Consider the following 17,107-nt stretch of genomic DNA (forward strand, 5'->3'; position numbering starts at 1 on the left):
TCCGCCCGACTTGCATGGCTAAGACACGCCGCCAGCGTTAGCCCTGAGCCAGGATCAAACCCTCCATAAAACAAAATAAATATCCCAACCTCAACCTCCTAAATATACCCAACCCACCCTGATTTTCAATTAGCCATCTTCTTTTATATTATAACATATAAATTTCATTTTTTCAAGTTTCATTTTAGCTTCCCTTTCCCTCTTTTATAGTTTTAACAAAGATTTTTTCGGCTATATCCCTATCAATAGAAATTATTGTCTCGTCTAATTCAATCATATATAAGGGTTTAGTCCTTAAAACCCTAATCTTTACACCTGATATTAAACCGAAACTTGCAAGCCTATGTAATACTCTTTTATCTTCACTTTTTATTGAGATAACCTTTACACATTCTCCCTCTTTAACATGGACAAGTGGAACATGAATTGGTTTAATCATATCTATTTCTTTATTAACACAGCACTTTCCCATTGGAATAGGCTTACCATGAGGGCAAAATCTTGGATGCCCTAATAATGTACAGATTTTATCAGTTACTTCTTCATTTAAAATGTGCTCAAGTTGACAGGCGGCCTCATTCGAGAAAACCTTTTCACTTTCAAAAATTTCTATAAAAAGCCATTCTGCAAGCCTTAACCTTCTTATTATTTCTGAGGCAAAATGTCTGCCCTTTAAAGTTAATTGCCATTTTCCACCCCTTTTTTCAACTAAACCATCTACCTCAAGTTTTATATAATCTTCCTCCTCTAATTTATACTTTTCAACAGGAAATAACTCCTCTTCATTTAAACCCTCTTCCTTAAACCACAAAAGTTTTAAAGCCTCCTCTACTTTTCTCTCCATTTTATTTTCTTTAATAACTTACCTAAAAAACTTACGTTTCCGTCATTAAAAATATTTATGTTTTCATAAAAACAGTAGGGACATCTAACAAATTTACAAGAGTTTTTAGAGAATTTAAAAGGGCAAATTTTACAAATGGAGTTTTCGTAGCTAACTGAAAAAAATTTCCCACACATTTTGCATTTTATTTTTAAACTGGCCATTTTTCAAGTAACATCCTAATTAAAAATCCAGCTGTTATTGAATAAGTTATAATAAATAGGGAAATATAAAAGCTTACTTTTAATCCTCTTTCTTTTATAATAACAAGTAGATTAGCAATGCAGGGCATAAAAAGAGTAATTGTTACCGAACTGACTATTATCTGTGAAACATCTAAAAGGCCCTTTTCTTTTAAAATTAAAAAACCTGCAGCTCCATAGTCTCTCCTTAAAAAACCCATGATAAAACCAATTGCAGCTTCCTTAGGTAAACCCAAGACGTTTGTCACGATCGGTTTAAAGATTTCTTCTATAAATTTTAAAAGGCCAGACAAATTGATAATAAAAAGTATAAAGGTGCCTATTATAAAAACTGGTATAACCTCCTTTAAATACCATTCCAGTCGATAAATTGTTTTATAGAGAATATTCTTAAAGCTCGGAATTCTTAGGGGGGGAATTTCCATAATAAAAAATGACTTATCTCCGGGTAAAAAACGTGAGGCTAAAAAACCTACAACAAACAAACTAAAGAGTACATTAGATCCCCAGATTATTAAAGCTAAAAAAGAAACACCTGACATTAATGCAAAAATTACCCCTAACTGAGCTGAACAAGGAACTGCTAAGGCTAAAAGCAAAGTGACAACAATTTTTTCCTTCTTTGTTTCTAGGGTTCTTGTAGTTATTGTAGCCATTGTATCACAGCCAAGACCAAGTATTATTGGTAGGATCACTTTACCGGAAAGTCCTATTTTTTTAAAGAAATTATTAAGAAGAAGGGCAAGTCTTGGAAAGTATCCCGAATCCTCAAGTATACCAAAGGCAATAAAAAAGATAAGGACAACTGGAAAAATAATGGCAAAACCATAAGTTAGAGCCATTGTAAAAATCCCAAATTCTCCTACAAATAAGTCCCTCACTATATTAGGAAGGGGTAAAAAATTAAATATTCTTATCAGAAAGGGATTTATAATCTCACCAAAAAGTTTATTCTCAAGTAAATCAACCAAAATACCTGCACCAAAATTGCCTACAAAAAGATGTAACAAAAACAGAACGATCATTATAAAAATAAAACCAAATATCGGATGGATCATAAAGTTGTTGAGGAAATCACTAAAGAGTGTAGTTTTTGGTGCAGTCTTTCCTTTGGTTACATATTTTGAAACTATTTTTTCAACATTCCTTGTAATATCTGAAAGTGCAAAAAATTCAACAGGTTCATATAAAGAATTTTCAAAGTCTTCTCTAATTCTTAAAATCTCTTTATATTCTTCTTCTTTTAAAATTTTTTTAAGTGTAATTTCGACATCTTCATCCCTTGTTAGAAAAAGTTTTATAATTCCCTCTTTGCGTTTAAACTTACCGTTAAGCCTTATTCCAATTTCTTCCCAAAAATTAGTTATCCTTTTATCCATAGCGAAATTAAAATTTGGCAAAGAGGCCTTTTCAAGATTTAACATAAGTTCTTTTATTCCTTTACCATGTATTGCAACAGTCTTTATAACAGGTATACAAAGCTCATTACTTAACCCCTTTTCATCAATTTCAATTCCCTTTGATTGAGCTTCGTCATACATGTTTAAAACTAAGATAGTCTTGAACTTTAAAATAGATATTTGATATAAAAGAACAAGTGCTCTTTTTAAATTTTTTGAATCTGATACTAAAATAACCACATCTGGTTCTTCCTCTAATAAAATTCTTAAAGTAACTTTTTCTTCATCTGTCCTGGGAAGTAAGCTTTGAACCCCAGGTGAATCAATAATTAATACATCTTTTTTTCCCTTAAGAAAACCCCTTGAGACTTCAACTGTTGTTCCTGGATAATTTGAAACATTTGCATACTCACCTGTTAAATGGTTAAATATCAAAGACTTACCTACATTAGGATTCCCAACAATAACAACCTTTTTTTTAATTTTCTTTTTAGATTTCACAGATTTAAAATCTTTATCCAATGTTAAATAATAATACAAATTTAAAAAAATTTCAAATTTTTAATTTTTCTTAAAAATTTTTAAGAGAAAGTCGTAGGCAATCGGATTTCCGGCTATTATATTACCACTTCTTAAATGGTTTCTTTCTCCTTGCATATCGCTAGTTTTTCCTCCAGCTTCTTCTACTAACAATACACCTGGTATTACATCCCAGGGAGATAATCCAAACTCAAAAAAGCCATCATATCTACCACAAGCTACATAGGCAAGATCCTGAGAAGCAGAACCAGGCCTCCTTAGATCATCAGAGTTTTCAAAAACCTCCTTTAATTTCTTATAGTAGATTTCCCAATACTCCCTCCTTCTAAACGGAAAACCCGTCCCTATTAAAAAACCACTCGTTTTATTTGAAACTTTTATTAACCTGTCATTTAAATAGGCACCCCTATTTTTTATAGCATAAAAAAGCTCATTTAAAAAAGGAATATAAATCACACTAACTAAAGGCTCACCCTCTTTAACATAAGCAATAGAAAAAGAAAAAAATGGAATTTTCTGAATAAAGTTTCTCGTCCCATCAAGAGGATCACAAATAAAACCCTCTTCTATAAAATCTTTACCCATCTCCTCACCTAAAAAAGGAATATCCCTAAACTTTTTCTCTAAAACTTTCCTCACCTCTTCCTCTACTTTTAAATCTGTTTCCGAAACAAAATCTCTCTCTATTTTCTCTCTATAACTTAAGTCATCTCTTTTAAACTCCCTCAGAAGTATACTTCCTGCCCTAAAGGCACATTCTTTAAACCCTAAAAGAATCTTATCCAGAAAATCACCCATAAATCTTAAAAATATTTTTTTGGAAGTTTCTTTTTTAACACCTCTAAAAGATCTTTTATTTTCTGGGACTCTTCCTTAGGAAAAACTAAAATTAAATCCTCTGAGTTAACGAGAGTAAGATTTTCAACTTTATAGAGTACTACCCTCTTATTTTTTGAAAAAACGATATTATTCCGAGAATCTACAGATAAAATTTTTCCAACAGAGGAATTTCCATTTTCATCTCTTGGAAAAATGTTTTCAAATGATAAAAATGAACCAAGATCTTCCCATCCAAAATCAGAAGGTATACATAAAATTTTATTAGTTTTTTCTAATAGCGCATAGTCAATAGAAGTTTTGGGAACAATTTCAAAGAATTTTTTGATGTTATTTTTTCTTAAATAAAAAAGTAATTCATCGAAAGAAGAGTTAACCTCTTTGAGTATATTAAAGAAAGAATTAGCCCTCCAAATGAACATACCTGAGTTCCATAAAAAGTTTCCCCTTTTTAAATAGTCACTAGCAAGTTCTTTATCTGGCTTTTCATGGAATTTTAAAACTTTTCTTATTTCGTAATTTTTCTCCCTTAAAAAAACATCACCAATTTCTATATAGCCATAACCTGTCTCAGGTCTTGTAGGTTTTATTCCAAAAGTTAAAATGTTATCGCTTACATTTTTAAAGGCAAAAATCATAATTTCTTTAAATTCATTTTGATCCCTAATGAGATGATCAGCAGGAAATATTCCTATAACAGCATCTTTTGATTTTTTTTGAATATAAAATGTACTAAAAAAACATGTAGCAAAAGTGTTTTTTAAAAGCGGTTCCCTTAATACTTTAACATTTCCAAGTATTTTTCTTACAAGAGAAGAAAGATAACAGGGAACAATAACTATTATGTTTTCTTTAGGAACAATCTTTTTTATTCGTTCGTATGTAATTTTAATAAGGGGTTTTCCCAAGATATTAATAAAGGGTTTAGGATTTCTTTCTCTAGAGAGAGGCCAGAGCCTTTCTCCCTTTCCCCCTGCCATTATAACAGCATAAAAATTCTTACTCATAAACCCCCTTTTTTACAAGAAACTCTCTAAACCTAAGAGCATCTTCCCACATATAGATATTATTAAACATAACAAAAACATAACTTTTTGACTTTTTTATTAAATTAAATATTTCTTCGAAATCTTTGTCTTCAAACTTATATTTATACATTTTTCTTCCATGCAATCTCAAATACATAATATCATCAGTTAATATTTCTTGATGAAAGGGGTCAAGAGCCTGATAAATCTTAAAGTCTCTATAAATTTCTCTCACAGTTTCACTTTTCCATTTCCCCCTACACTCCCAAAAGAAAAGTAAATTATTTTTATCTTTAAAAAAATTTTTTATGTTCTTTATATTTTCTTCGGTTTCGCTAAAAGATGAGGGGGTCTGAAAAACAATACCCTTAGCTCCAGATATTTCTGCAAAATTTCTTATATCTTTCCAAGCTAAATCAACTTCTATAGTATTTTTAAAAAAACCATAATTTTCTTTCTTTCCATAATCTTTCTTTGATCTTCGATAAGTTAATGAATTACAAGGATGGGTTATATGCTGAGGAGCCTTCAAAAATAAATAAAAATCTTTCAAATCTTTAATTTTTTCTCTCAGATTTTTAGCCTTTTTTTCACCTGGAACAGTATAAAAGGTTTGCTGAATTTCTACAGCATTAAAAAAATCGAAGTAGTTTTTCTTAGAGGGCGAAGAACATAAACCTATATAAATTTTCATTTATCTAATTTCTTTTTTAAGATCTTCTTAGAAATTTATTTGAAATTCTGCTAACTAAGAAACCTAAAAATAGACTTATAAGGAAAGCAGGGAAAAGTTCATAAAGATACTTCGTCAATTTAAAAACATCTTTCCACAGAATTGTTATAGTAGGACCTGTTATAAGGCAAGTTATGGCACCGTATATATTAAATTTACTATAGTAAAGAGAAAGGATAATAACTGGAGAAAAGGCTGAACCAAGGGCACTCCAGGCGTAAAGAACAAATCTATAAATAAACCTCACTTCAACCAGGGCAAAAAATAGGGCAAGTAAGGACAAAATGAGTATAACAAGTCTTGTCCCTAAAATTAAAAACTTCTGCTGTGGCCTTTTTCCCCTCAAAATAAGATATACATCATTTAAAATTGTAGTTGAGGAGTACATAAGCTGTGAATCTGCTGTTGACATAATTGCAGCCGTTACAGCCGATAAAACAATACCTGCTAAAACTGGATTTAAAAAGGTTATAACAAAGAGTGGCAAAATTTTTTCTGGATCACCTGGACTTGAAAGTTTTCCCATCTCAACAAGAACTCTTCCAGCAATTCCAAGAGTACAAGAACCAAAGTAAGCAAAAAAGCCCCATAAAATCGCTATTAATCCTGCTCTTTTACCCTCTTTTACATCCTTGACAGTAAAGTATCTTATTATAACGTGGGGCATTCCTGGATAACCGAAGGCAATACCTATTGCCTCTCCTATTAAAAAGCCTAAAACAAAAAGAGAAAACTCACTTGGACCCCAAAGGTGTGTTAAACCTAACTCTCCAGCCTTTTTAAAAAACTCAAGGGGACCTCCTATTATGAAAATGGCAATTATCGGAAATACAGCAAGAACAAAAACCATTAGAATACCTTGAATTAAGTCAGTATAGGAAACTGCAGCATAACCACCTAAAATAACATAAATAGCTATCATAAGTCCACCTATTAAAACTCCTACTTTGTATGAGGCAAGACCCATACCCTCAAGTTGTTTTCCCGAACCTGTAAATTGAGCTACCACATAGGCTGTCATGAAGAAGGTCACAATAATTGCAGAAAGTATTCTAAAAATGTGATGTTTGTCGCCAAGCTTACTTTCTATATAGTCAGAAATTGTTAGGCTGTTATACTTATCGGTATCTTTTTTTAATTGAGAAATTATAAATAGGGCATTAAACCAATAACCTAAGATTCCACCCAAAGCAATCCAGTATGAGCCAAAGCCGTAAACAAAGCCGTATCCGGAAAGACCAAGGATTAACCAAGCACTTTCGGCTGAGGCAGAAGCTGAAATCGCAGTAACCCACTTGCCAAGAGTTTTACCAGCTACAACAAAATCCTCATAGGTTTTAGAAAACCTCCTTTGTGCAAAAAATCCTACAAACAAAAGAAAAAATAGGTATAAAACAAATACTGTCCATATTATAACATGTTGGGGAATCATTACTATTCCCTCTTTGTGTTTAGATAAACAGAATAAATCATTAAAATGGACGGAATAAGTATGAAAACTACAAACAGCAATAAATCTACCAAAGGAGACATTTTGAATTTTATATTAAAAAATTTTCAAAAAGCAAAGAAAAGAGTCAAAAGATCTTCAATTCTTTTATAAATTTTGCTGTCATTTTTCACATAAATTATATCCTCTTCTTCAGTAGGTTTTTTATACTTCTCTATTTGTTTTAGATATATTTCCCATCTACCGTCAGAAACATCGCTTTTTCTTTTTTCCAATCTTTTTTTAATTAAAAGAGAGGGGGCCTCAATCCAGAGAATAAAAAGTTTAACATCTAAGGCCTTTGCAAGGGCTCTTAATCTATCTCTTTTTTCTTTATCTAAAAAAGTAGCATCAAGAATAACATTCTTTGAATTTTTTAAAGCTAACTTTGCCCTTTCGAATAGCTCAGTATATACCCTTTCTGTCATTTCTTTACTATAAATACCTTTTTCAAAATCATCATAAACATGAGTAGATAGATCAATACCTGCAAGTTCTTTTCTTATAACATCTGACCTTAAAATAACACAATCTAACTTTTCTTTTAAAAGATTTGCTACAAAGGACTTACCTACCCCAGTAAAGCCACAAACTGCAATTATAAAGGGCCTATGCATTTAAAATAGAAATCTCTTATCCTCTTATCTCATTCAGATAACTCTCTAATTTTCTAATTGGGTCTTCAGAATGGGTAATAGGTCTACCAACAACAATAAAATCTGCTCCCTTTCGCTTTGCTTCAGCTGGAGTTATTACTCTTTCGTGATCAAAAACAAAATCTTCCTTAATTCTTACTCCTGGAACAATTGTTAGAAAATCTTCTCCACATACCTTTTTAACAGCTTCAAGCTCATTACCAGAAACTACAACACCATCAAGACCTGCTGATTTTGCAAGTCTTACAAGATTTATAATCTCCTCATCAATTGACTTTTTTGTCTCAGAAATATCTCTCAAAGTAGCCTCAGACATACTCGTTAAAATTGTAACTCCTATTAAAAGAGGCCTTTTTTCTCTTTCAACTTCCCACAAACTTTTACAGGCTGACTCAAGCATCTCAAAACCTCCAAGTGTATGAAGAGTTAACATATCTACCTTTAACTTATTAACCTCTCTAACAGCCAGAGATACAACAGAAGGGATATCAAAAAATTTTAGATCAAGAAAAACTTTAGCCCCCTTTTCTTTAAGATCTTCTATAAATTTATTACTACCTGTTATATACAGTGGATAACCTACTTTAAACCATTTTACGTATGGCAAAAAAAGATTGACCCACTTTTTAGCTAACTCCACATCACTTGTATTTAAGGCAATAATAAGCTCTGTCATCTTTACTCCCCCTTTTTAACTTTTTGCATGCATCCAATTATTTTTTTTATATCATCTATTTTGTGTCTCCTCATATAATCTTTGGTATCTCTTATTATTTTATTTATTATTCCTGGTTCTACAAAAATCATAGAACCTATTTGAACAGCCTTAGCTCCTACCATTAAAAATTCAATTGCAGATCTATAATCATAGACTCCTCCAACACCAATTATCGGAATTTTAACTTCCTGATAAACCCTATAGACTATATAAAGAGAAATAGGGTGAATAGCTGGACCTGATAGGCCCGCTACACCTCTTGAAATTAAAAATTCTCTTTTTTCAACGTCAATTGCCATCCCCATGATAGTATTTATTAAAGAAAGTCCATCAGCTCCCTTTTTCTCACATACCTTGGCAACCTCTATAATATTAACAAAGTTTGGGGCCAACTTTACAAAAACAGGACCAGCTTTAAATTTTCCCTTTACTATTTCCACTATTCTACCTGTAACTTTTCTATCCTGTCCAAACTCCATCCCTCCCTTATCTACATTGGGACAAGATAAGTTAACTTCAAGAGCGTGAACCTTAGCCCTATCCAGTTCTTCTGACAAAATTTCAAATTCCTCTTCTTTCTCACCAAAAATGTTCACTATTACGGGCACGCCAATTTCTTTTAGTAGTGGCCACTTTTCCTTTAAAAATCTCTCAAGTCCAATATTTTCAAGACCTATTGAGTTAAGAAGCCCACAGGGAACCTCTGCAATTCTTTCAGGTGGATTTCCAAATCTCTCCCTTAAACTTATTCCCTTAGTAACGATGGCTCCAAACTCTGTTATATCAATTTCATCTTTACGATCTAAAAATTCAACTCCATAAGCAAAAGTTCCCGAAGCAGGCATAAAGGGATTTTTTAACCTTAAACCGGCAAGATTTACTTCAAGATTCATAGTTCTATATCTAATAATCTAAAAATAGTTCCATCAGTGCAAGTTCTTAAATATCCTTTTCCATCTCTTCTTTTTACAGCACAACCCATACAGACACCAAATCCACAAGCCATTTTCCCTTCCATCGAGACGTAGGTATTTTCAGGCGGTAAAAATTGAAAAGATTTTAACATAGCAAGAGGACCACATAATATAAAAATAGACTTTTGGGGATCAATATATCCATCCCTTATCAGCTCCTTAACGTAATCCACAACAAGACCCTTAAACCCCAAAGAACCGTCTTCAGTACTAACTAAAAAATCACCTATTATTTCTCCTAATCTTGAAATCAAGTAGTCAGGAGGACATGTTTTTGCACCATATATAAACTTAAAATTAGTTAATGAGTAATACTTAACGTAGAACATAAGAGGAGCTATCCCAGTTCCACCACCAATTAACACAGTTTCGTTATCACCAAAATTTGGCTCAGGATAGGCTCTTCCCAAAGGTCCAAGCAGATCTATCTTTCCTCTTTTTCTTTCTGAAAGTAATCTTGAGCCTAGTCCACTAACTTTTATTAGAAATTCAATCACATCCCCCTCAGCACTCCAGATGCTGTAGGGCCTTCTTATAAAGGGGCAAAGTGTGTCAAGAATTCTTATATTCACAAATTGACCTGGTTTTGCTCTCTTTGCAATTTCCTCAGCAGAAACAATAAGATGGAACATACCTTCTCCAAGATCTATGTTATTTAGTATCTCGCCTTCAATTTTTTTCAAGAAGATTTCTTGCGATAACATGATAAAAACTTCCCTTGTACTTTGTTTCTAAAATCTTATAGTAACTTTCAATTTTATTTTTATCATTAAGAAAATTTTTACAAATAAACACAATAAGATATAAAACTCTGGGGGTCTCTTTCTCATTAGGAAATCTTTTTACATAATCCTCAAGAATCTCTATGGCTTTCTTGTATAAACCAACATCGACATAATAGGATTCGCCAATCCTTAGGAGTTCTCGTTTTAAAATATCTCCGTCTATGTTTTTTAGTTTTTCTTCACTTTCGATTAAGCTGAACCAAACATTTGATTTTCTTCCAAAATCTGTTGAGGGTGAAATCTTTCTGATCTCATTTAAAATATCTTTTAAATTTTGTAAACTATCCTCCTCAAAATAGATATTTGCGAGCTCAAAACCAAGCTCCTGTCTTTTAAGATAATCCTCTCCCTTTAAAAGAAAATTCTTCAAAACTCTTTTCGTTCCCAAAGTATTTTTTTCTTTACTATATATTTCCTTTAATAGCTTTACACTTTCATAATTTTTATTCTCTGAATCAAAATTTTTTAAAATCTCCTTTGCCTTCTCAAGTTCTCCACTTTTTATATAAACCTCTGCAAGCAAAAGAGTTAATTCCTTTCTTTTTTCTAAATCACTTTTAAAATTAAGAGCAGAGTCTAACATGCCTATTTTAAGTGCTGACTTTATGTACACAGAAAGAGCCTTCTCCCTCCAAAAGGGTGAACCGGTTCTTAAAACTTTTTTTGCATAAAAAAAAGATGAATCGTAATCTTCTTTTATCTCAAATAGTTTCGCCTTAAAAAAGTAAAAATTTTGGCTTTTCTTTAACGGATATAAAGTTAAAACGTACAGATAATTTTCAAGATCTTTTTTCAGAAGAAGATAAAAAAGAATCGAATCAGAAAAAAAAGCTGTAAAAGTGCTTTTCGGAAAATACTTTACAAGCTCTTCATACTTTTTAATAGCATTCAATTTATCATCGAGCCTAATGTAAATCATTCCAGAATAAAATATAGCATCCTCAAGAAAAGGTGAATCAGGAAAATACTTTATTACCCTTAAGAATTTTTCTAGGGACTTATCATACAAAGCTCTAACATCAGAAGTAACCTTTCTTTTATTCTGGTAAAATTTTTTTTCTGCTTCCCTATAATACTTCTTTGCATTATAAAAGGTATTAAAATAGCTTCTAAAAGTGGCACAGTAAAGGAAAGTGAAAAAGATAAAAATTAAACTTTTAATCAAATATTACTACTTTATAGAGCCTGATCCAAAGTTTACTTTTCTAAATCTTGCAGGAGGAGAGGCATGACCAACATGCATAGTTTGACCCGGCTCCCCTTTTCCACAGTTTAAAAGGCCATAAAGGACTTGATTTTTTCCTATCCCATCACAGGAATTCCAAAATTCCGGTGTTATCCCATAATAAAGAGGATCCCTTACAATTTCACCCGTTAACTTTCCATTTTCTATTTTATAACCTATTTCACATACAAATTGAAAATTAAGCCTTTTTTCATCAATACTCCAAGACTTATTAACATCAATTAAAAAACCCTCCTTTATATCAGAGATAAGTTCTTCGAGATCTTTTTCTTGCGGTTCAAGGTTTATATTTGTCATCCTCACAATGGGTATCCTATTCCAACTCGAAGCTCTTGCACATCCTGAGGACTCAGAATTTATATGAATAGATGTATCTCTGGATGAAAGAAATCCACTGAGTATACCATTTTTTATTAGGTAAACTCTTTTTGCAGGTGTTCCCTCATCATCGTAACCAAAGGTACCAAGACCCCGAGGATAGGTGGCGTCTGCTACTATATTAACTATCTCTGAGGCATACTTAAAATTAAAGAGACTATCAAGAGTTAAAAAACTCGTACCTGCATAGGAGGCCTCATATCCTAAGACTCTATCAAGTTCTGTAGCATGACCTACTGATTCGTGAATCTGTAAAACCATCTGTCCTGGCATGATAATAAGATCAAAGACTCCGGCGGGTGCTGGTTTAGCAAACAGAAGCTTATCTGCCTCCTCGCTAATAACATAAGCTTTTTCTAAGAAATCTTTTTTATCTATAACCTCGAAACCACCTTGAAGATAGTTTCCTCCATGGCTTTCAGGATAGGATCTTACCTGCAAAATGCCGTCTTTGAATGTGTAAACTGAGTAGCCTCCACCTGAATGATAAATTTCTTGATAAATATCATGACCCTCTGTAGAAGCAAAGTATTTTTTTTCTTTAAAAAAAGCTAATACAACATTTCTTAAGATATGATACTTTGAGCTTTTTAGTCTTTCGTCAATTTCTCTCATAAAGTTTAATTTCTCTTCAACAGAGACTTCAAAGGGATCGATTACGATGTTAGATTTATAAGTTCCCTTACTTACTTTTTCTTGGCTTAGTTTATACTCGAAAGAAGAGTATCTATAAGAAGCTTCGCATAATTTTTTTGCTTTTTTTACGGTTTCAAAGATTTTATCTTTTGAAAAATCGTTAGATGCGGCAAAACCCATTCCCCCATTTTCAAAAATTCTTATCCCATAGCCTCTATCCTCGCTTTTTGAAAAGTTCTCTACTATTCCGTTTTTTAGAAATATGATTTCTGACTCTTTATCTACGATTCTTATTTCACCGTAGGAAACTTTTAGAATTTCAAAGGCGTTTAGGGCTTCATTTATTATTTCTCTCATGTATTTTTATTTTGGAGCCGAGGGGATTTGAACCCCTGACCTTCGGAGTGCGATTCCGACGCTCTCCCGGGCTGAGCTACGGCCCCTTCCTAAGAATTATTATAAGATCAGAGTTTAAATAAATGTAAAATATATTAAAAGAATTTCAAAAAGAACCCTAAACCTTGCCTCACCCAAAACACCAGTCGAAAAAATTAAAGGAAAAAGAATTAGGAAAATAAGAAAAAATTCCTCTCTCTTTTTTAAAGCTTTACATAAGAACAATAAAATTAAAGTTGAGTTGTAAAATAGCGAAAAAAAGAGTATTAGTAAGCCATCTAAACCGAAAAGGGCAATTCTCTCCGAAAAGAATTTACGAAAACCCTCTAAAAAATTTCCGCTAAGGAGTAATTTAAAAAATTCCTGCTGAAAAGGCTTCTTAATCTCTTCTCCCCTTAGATACACTATTAAAGGCCTAAAAGATATAGGGGAGAAAAGTGTATTAAGTGAAAAAATAGTATGAGATACTAAAAAGGAGGGAAAAGTCCCTTTTAACTCATCAAAGGATAAGCTTAACATTGCATAGTAAAGATCTTTAACTTTGTAATTAGGAGGAAGTCTTTTAGTTAGCTTTTCACTTAATTTTTCTCTTGCTTCACTAAAAGAAATTTTATCTTTAAGTGAAACAGCAAAGGGAACATAATAGGCAAAAAAGTTAACAGGAACAATACCTGAAAAGCCAAAATAACCTGTTTTTATATAAACATTTATAACCCAGAAAAAAGAAATAAAGGTAGGTAAAATTAAGACAAAAAGAGCATGTTTAAAAGATTTTTTTAAAAGAAAATAAAGAGAAATAACGGGAGGGAGTAAAAGACCAACAGGTTTTAAATAGGGTAAAAGTGAAAGAATTAAAATTATAAAAAAAAGTTTTTGCTTAATAATAGAGGCATAAAGAAAAAAAACTAATACACCAAATAAAAAATCTGCAGTTGGAAAAAGAGAGTTAAAATTCAAATTCGGCGAAAAAATAAAAAATAACGAAAAAAAATAAAACGACTTTCCCCTTAAATTATTATATGCATAAATCAAAATTAAAATTGAAAATAGGATATTTAAGTAAAAATTGATAAAAACTGATGGATTAAATTTGTAAAAAAGAGATAAAAGAAGGGGTAAAAGAGGGGTTCTTACCGTTTCAAAATCTCCATCCCTTTTAAAACCCTCCCCTAAACTTAAATTAACTGCTAATGCATGGTACTCAGCTGCATCTGGAATCGATTTCAAGAGCCTCTCACTTTCCTTTATTCCTTTAGTAGCATAAAAAAACCTAATTAAAAGAAGCAGAAACAATAGTAAAATAAATTTAAAATTCAATATCTTTGTAACCATCTTTATTTTTTAAACAAAAAGTTAAAAAAGCCTCATAGGTCCAGGGCATCTTTTCTTTAAAGATTTTTAATATAACCTTTGCATACTCTCTTATTTCGTATTGAGCACTAAGATCAAGTCTTAGTCTCAAAAAATTCATTAAACTTCTTGCATTTACTGTCCAATAAAACTCTGTGTAAAGTGATAAGGGGCAAACAATTCTTGCAAGCTCACGGGCAACATTGTTCTCAATAAGAATTTTATAAACTTCATAGGCCTTTTCCTGAATCTCACGAATCTTTTCTATTAGTTCACTCTCATTTTCTATAAATCCAAACTCACCAACCTGCTTGTTCTTTTTTGATTGAATTCTCAACTTTTCTGGTAAATAGAATTCTTCTTTATATTCTGTGTATCTACCAGAAATTTCATTAAAGGATCCCCATCTGTGTCTGAACCATTGTCTTGCAACAAATATGGGGCATTTAACATGAAATTTAAAAACTGAATGTTCAAAGGGAGTCATATGCTCATTTTCCAACAAAAAAAATAAAAGTTTTTTATCCTTTTCTTCACCCTTTAGTCCACTTCCATAAGAGACTCTTGCAGCCTGAATTACAGCTTTATCCCCACCCATAAAATCAACAAGTCTTAAAAAGCCTTTATCAAGAACTTTAAATTCCATATTTTAGAATTTATTGTGTTTTACTCTCTAAAATTTTTCTTTCAATTAAATAGGCAAAAATATGGAGAACAAGTCCATGAACCTCCTGTATTCTAGGAGTAGAATTAGATGGAACCTTTATTACTACGTCACAGAACTTATGAACAGGTGGATCCTCACTACCTGTAAGGTATATAACTTTAATCCCTAAATCTTTTGCCTTTAAACAGGCCCTATTTACGTTTTCAGATTTACCGGATGTTGAAATTGCAATTAAGACGTCTCCCTTTTTTCCTAGGGCTTCAACTTGTCTAGAGAAAATCTCTTCAAAGCCTATATCGTTAGCTATAGCAGTGATATTAGAGGTGTTAGTGGTAAGAGCTATAGCAGGAAGTCCCTTTCTTTTTTCATCTTTATATTTACCTACAAGTTCAGCCACAAAATGCTGGGCATCAGCAGCTGATCCACCGTTCCCACAAACTAATATCTTACCAGAATTAAAAAGAGTTTCTTCAAGAATTTCTAAAGCATTCTTAAGAGTCGGAGCAAAACTTAAAAAATTCTTTTTAACTTCTATTGATTCTTGAATTTCTGAAATTATTAAATCTAACATCTTTCAAAAAAATTTAAGGATTTGAACCTTTAAACAGAAAAACTTTATAAATCTCTCCCATAGCTTCAGGATTAACAAGATAATTTAATTGGCTAATGAGCTTTACTTTGTCTCGTGGGCTTAACTTTTTTTCGTAGTCCATTATAAAACAAAGATAATCTTTTAGAAAATCACCTAAGTTTTTCATTCCCAAAAAAGTATAACCAGAAATTTCAATTTTTTTTAGCAAAAATTCTATATTTAAGGTCCTTGTTATGTCTCTTTGTCCCTCTTGAGCGTATAAGTCATCAAAAACTTTGTGTCCCTTAAATGTTCTTGCTGTCCCCCTTTTTTTTCTTAATATATCCGCTAAATTCTCAGCATAGTCTATTAGAATAATATAGGCACTCTTCAACTTACCTTTTAATTTTTTTAAAAAATCTATAATATCTTCAGAGTATTCAAAAATGGAATCTTCTGTGATATCATCTGCAAAAAAATTTAGGAAATTATCTTCAAAACTTCTAAAAAATTCTTTTTTAGTTTCTAAATCAACCATTATTTCATAAAATTTATTTTTTCTTTTAAAAAGTCTTCTAAATGGAAAAGCATCAAAAACTTCTATAATAATTATAAAACCTACAAATTCTTTTATCTCATCAATGGAATTTAGAAAAATAACCTCTTTGAAGCTATTTAATCTTTTCTTTGCGAGCTCTTTTCTTGAAGACGATGGTTCAACAAAAAAATACTTAGAAACTTTATTAAACCTTAAGAAGCTTTCACAAAAAATCCCTTCACCACCCCCTATTTCCAATATATCATAATGGGGCATATCTTTACTTTTTTCTTCAATAAATCTTTTAATAGCAAGGGAAAGGGGTAAAGAAAAGTTTGAAGGTGTTACAAAATCCAAGTTTATTGAAGTTTTTTTTGTATAATAGCCATCCTCGCCGTAGAGAGCTTTTTTCATAAATTCCTTAAAAGATACTACTTTACCTTTAGATCTCTCCATATAAAATCTCTCGCTTTTTTTAAATCATATGAAGAAAAGACTTTTCCGTGTCCAGGATAAAACTTTCCCTCAAATTCAAATAAAAGTTCAAGAGTCTTTTTTAAAACATTTTTATCTTCAATTAAAAAAGAAAGTCTTGGTCTTTTTATAAAAGGATTGGGTCCTATTAAAATATCACCTATAAAATAATTATCTTTTATCTTATAGGTGCAGGATCCGTGTGTATGACCTGGAGTCTCGATTATCTCTACCTCTTCTATATTCTTTAAATCATCTTTCTCAAAATACTCAACTTTTGCAAACTTTTTTAGAAAATTTAAAGTATAAAAAAGAAAATAGGAATATAGACTTTTTCTTGGAGGAGGTACATGAATAATTCTATTTTTGATTAAAAAGAAATCTTTCTCATGGATAAAGATTTTGGCTCCCTCTTTTTTTAGAAAAAGTGCATTTCCAGCGTGATCCCAATGTCCGTGAGTTATAAAAATGTAATCAATTCTTTTAACTTCTTGTTCAATCCTTTTCCTATCAAAGGGTGAGCCACAATCGATAAGAAATCTTTTTCCTTTCCATTCAATAGCATAAAAAACAGAATAAAATGAGGAAAACCTCTTTATTTTCAA

The 17,107-nt window shown here is 31.6% G+C and carries 17 protein-coding genes, 1 tRNA gene and 1 rRNA gene; all 19 read right to left on the reverse strand.

Going from position 1 to position 17,107, the window contains the following annotated elements:
- Positions 1-70 (reverse strand): 16S ribosomal RNA (locus tag ABDH49_05665); the annotation flags it as partial.
- A 114-nt stretch (positions 71-184) separates the two neighbouring features.
- A complete protein-coding gene (locus ABDH49_05670; protein MEN3046450.1) occupies positions 185-844 on the reverse strand; it encodes a metal-dependent transcriptional regulator in 660 nt (219 codons plus the stop codon).
- A gap of 190 nt (positions 845-1,034) precedes the next feature.
- Entirely contained in the window at positions 1,035-2,987 is a 1,953-nt protein-coding gene (gene feoB, locus ABDH49_05675) for a ferrous iron transport protein B (protein MEN3046451.1), read from the reverse strand.
- A 60-nt stretch (positions 2,988-3,047) separates the two neighbouring features.
- Complete coding sequence (locus ABDH49_05680) at positions 3,048-3,824, reverse strand: inositol monophosphatase family protein (protein ID MEN3046452.1); 777 nt, start codon at positions 3,822-3,824, stop codon at positions 3,048-3,050.
- A 5-nt stretch (positions 3,825-3,829) separates the two neighbouring features.
- Positions 3,830-4,870, reverse strand: a complete 1,041-nt coding sequence (locus ABDH49_05685) for a sugar phosphate nucleotidyltransferase (protein ID MEN3046453.1) — start codon at positions 4,868-4,870, stop codon at positions 3,830-3,832.
- Positions 4,863-5,585 carry a DUF72 domain-containing protein gene (locus ABDH49_05690; protein MEN3046454.1) on the reverse strand — a complete coding sequence of 241 codons (723 nt, stop codon included), beginning with the start codon at positions 5,583-5,585 and terminating at the stop codon, positions 4,863-4,865. The genes ABDH49_05685 and ABDH49_05690 overlap by 8 nt, the downstream gene beginning before the upstream one ends.
- A gap of 16 nt (positions 5,586-5,601) precedes the next feature.
- Positions 5,602-7,056 (reverse strand): sodium/proline symporter, encoded by a 1,455-nt coding sequence (locus ABDH49_05695; GenBank protein ID MEN3046455.1) that lies wholly within the window; start codon positions 7,054-7,056, stop codon positions 5,602-5,604.
- A gap of 125 nt (positions 7,057-7,181) precedes the next feature.
- The gene (locus tag ABDH49_05700; GenBank protein MEN3046456.1) at positions 7,182-7,730 is read right to left on the reverse strand and encodes an AAA family ATPase; all 549 of its coding nucleotides are present in this window, start codon (positions 7,728-7,730) and stop codon (positions 7,182-7,184) included.
- A gap of 16 nt (positions 7,731-7,746) precedes the next feature.
- The gene (pyrF, locus tag ABDH49_05705; protein ID MEN3046457.1) at positions 7,747-8,445 is read right to left on the reverse strand and encodes an orotidine-5'-phosphate decarboxylase; all 699 of its coding nucleotides are present in this window, start codon (positions 8,443-8,445) and stop codon (positions 7,747-7,749) included.
- 2 nt (positions 8,446-8,447) lie between these two features.
- Positions 8,448-9,380 carry a dihydroorotate dehydrogenase gene (locus tag ABDH49_05710; protein ID MEN3046458.1) on the reverse strand — a complete coding sequence of 311 codons (933 nt, stop codon included), beginning with the start codon at positions 9,378-9,380 and terminating at the stop codon, positions 8,448-8,450.
- Positions 9,377-10,144, reverse strand: coding sequence for a dihydroorotate dehydrogenase electron transfer subunit (locus ABDH49_05715; protein ID MEN3046459.1), 768 nt, complete (start codon positions 10,142-10,144; stop codon positions 9,377-9,379). The genes ABDH49_05710 and ABDH49_05715 overlap by 4 nt, the downstream gene beginning before the upstream one ends.
- Complete coding sequence (locus ABDH49_05720) at positions 10,131-11,411, reverse strand: tetratricopeptide repeat protein (protein ID MEN3046460.1); 1,281 nt, start codon at positions 11,409-11,411, stop codon at positions 10,131-10,133. Before ABDH49_05720 ends, ABDH49_05715 begins: the two co-directional genes overlap by 14 nt.
- 6 nt (positions 11,412-11,417) lie before the next feature.
- Complete coding sequence (locus ABDH49_05725) at positions 11,418-12,863, reverse strand: TldD/PmbA family protein (protein MEN3046461.1); 1,446 nt, start codon at positions 12,861-12,863, stop codon at positions 11,418-11,420.
- A 12-nt stretch (positions 12,864-12,875) separates the two neighbouring features.
- A tRNA-Ala gene (locus ABDH49_05730) sits at positions 12,876-12,949 on the reverse strand.
- Positions 12,950-12,977: 28 nt separating this feature from the next.
- Entirely contained in the window at positions 12,978-14,234 is a 1,257-nt protein-coding gene (locus ABDH49_05735; GenBank protein ID MEN3046462.1) for a hypothetical protein, read from the reverse strand.
- Positions 14,209-14,898, reverse strand: a complete 690-nt coding sequence (thyX, locus tag ABDH49_05740) for an FAD-dependent thymidylate synthase (protein MEN3046463.1) — start codon at positions 14,896-14,898, stop codon at positions 14,209-14,211. Before thyX ends, ABDH49_05735 begins: the two co-directional genes overlap by 26 nt.
- A gap of 10 nt (positions 14,899-14,908) precedes the next feature.
- On the reverse strand, positions 14,909-15,490 hold the full coding sequence (locus tag ABDH49_05745) for an SIS domain-containing protein (GenBank protein MEN3046464.1): 582 nt from the start codon (positions 15,488-15,490) through the stop codon (positions 14,909-14,911).
- A gap of 13 nt (positions 15,491-15,503) precedes the next feature.
- On the reverse strand, positions 15,504-16,484 hold the full coding sequence (locus tag ABDH49_05750) for an SAM-dependent methyltransferase (protein MEN3046465.1): 981 nt from the start codon (positions 16,482-16,484) through the stop codon (positions 15,504-15,506).
- Positions 16,460-17,107, reverse strand: coding sequence for an MBL fold metallo-hydrolase (locus tag ABDH49_05755; protein MEN3046466.1), 648 nt, complete (start codon positions 17,105-17,107; stop codon positions 16,460-16,462). Before ABDH49_05755 ends, ABDH49_05750 begins: the two co-directional genes overlap by 25 nt.

It is taken from the genome of Candidatus Hydrothermales bacterium, from assembly GCA_039630235.1.
Lineage (GTDB): Bacteria > Hydrothermota > Hydrothermia > Hydrothermales > JAJRUZ01 > JBCNVI01.

Coding starts and splice junctions, on each gene's coding strand:
- ABDH49_05670 (MEN3046450.1), bottom strand. CDS start 844: ATGGAGAGAAAAGTAGAGGAGGCTTTAAAACTTTTGTGGTTTAAGGAA.
- ABDH49_05680 (MEN3046452.1), bottom strand. CDS start 3,824: ATGGGTGATTTTCTGGATAAGATTCTTTTAGGGTTTAAAGAATGTGCC.
- ABDH49_05685 (MEN3046453.1), bottom strand. CDS start 4,870: ATGAGTAAGAATTTTTATGCTGTTATAATGGCAGGGGGAAAGGGAGAA.
- ABDH49_05690 (MEN3046454.1), bottom strand. CDS start 5,585: ATGAAAATTTATATAGGTTTATGTTCTTCGCCCTCTAAGAAAAACTAC.
- ABDH49_05695 (MEN3046455.1), bottom strand. CDS start 7,056: ATGATTCCCCAACATGTTATAATATGGACAGTATTTGTTTTATACCTA.
- ABDH49_05700 (MEN3046456.1), bottom strand. CDS start 7,730: ATGCATAGGCCCTTTATAATTGCAGTTTGTGGCTTTACTGGGGTAGGT.
- pyrF (MEN3046457.1), bottom strand. CDS start 8,445: ATGACAGAGCTTATTATTGCCTTAAATACAAGTGATGTGGAGTTAGCT.
- ABDH49_05710 (MEN3046458.1), bottom strand. CDS start 9,380: ATGAATCTTGAAGTAAATCTTGCCGGTTTAAGGTTAAAAAATCCCTTT.
- ABDH49_05725 (MEN3046461.1), bottom strand. CDS start 12,863: ATGAGAGAAATAATAAATGAAGCCCTAAACGCCTTTGAAATTCTAAAA.
- ABDH49_05735 (MEN3046462.1), bottom strand. CDS start 14,234: ATGGTTACAAAGATATTGAATTTTAAATTTATTTTACTATTGTTTCTG.
- thyX (MEN3046463.1), bottom strand. CDS start 14,898: ATGGAATTTAAAGTTCTTGATAAAGGCTTTTTAAGACTTGTTGATTTT.
- ABDH49_05745 (MEN3046464.1), bottom strand. CDS start 15,490: ATGTTAGATTTAATAATTTCAGAAATTCAAGAATCAATAGAAGTTAAA.
- ABDH49_05750 (MEN3046465.1), bottom strand. CDS start 16,484: ATGGAGAGATCTAAAGGTAAAGTAGTATCTTTTAAGGAATTTATGAAA.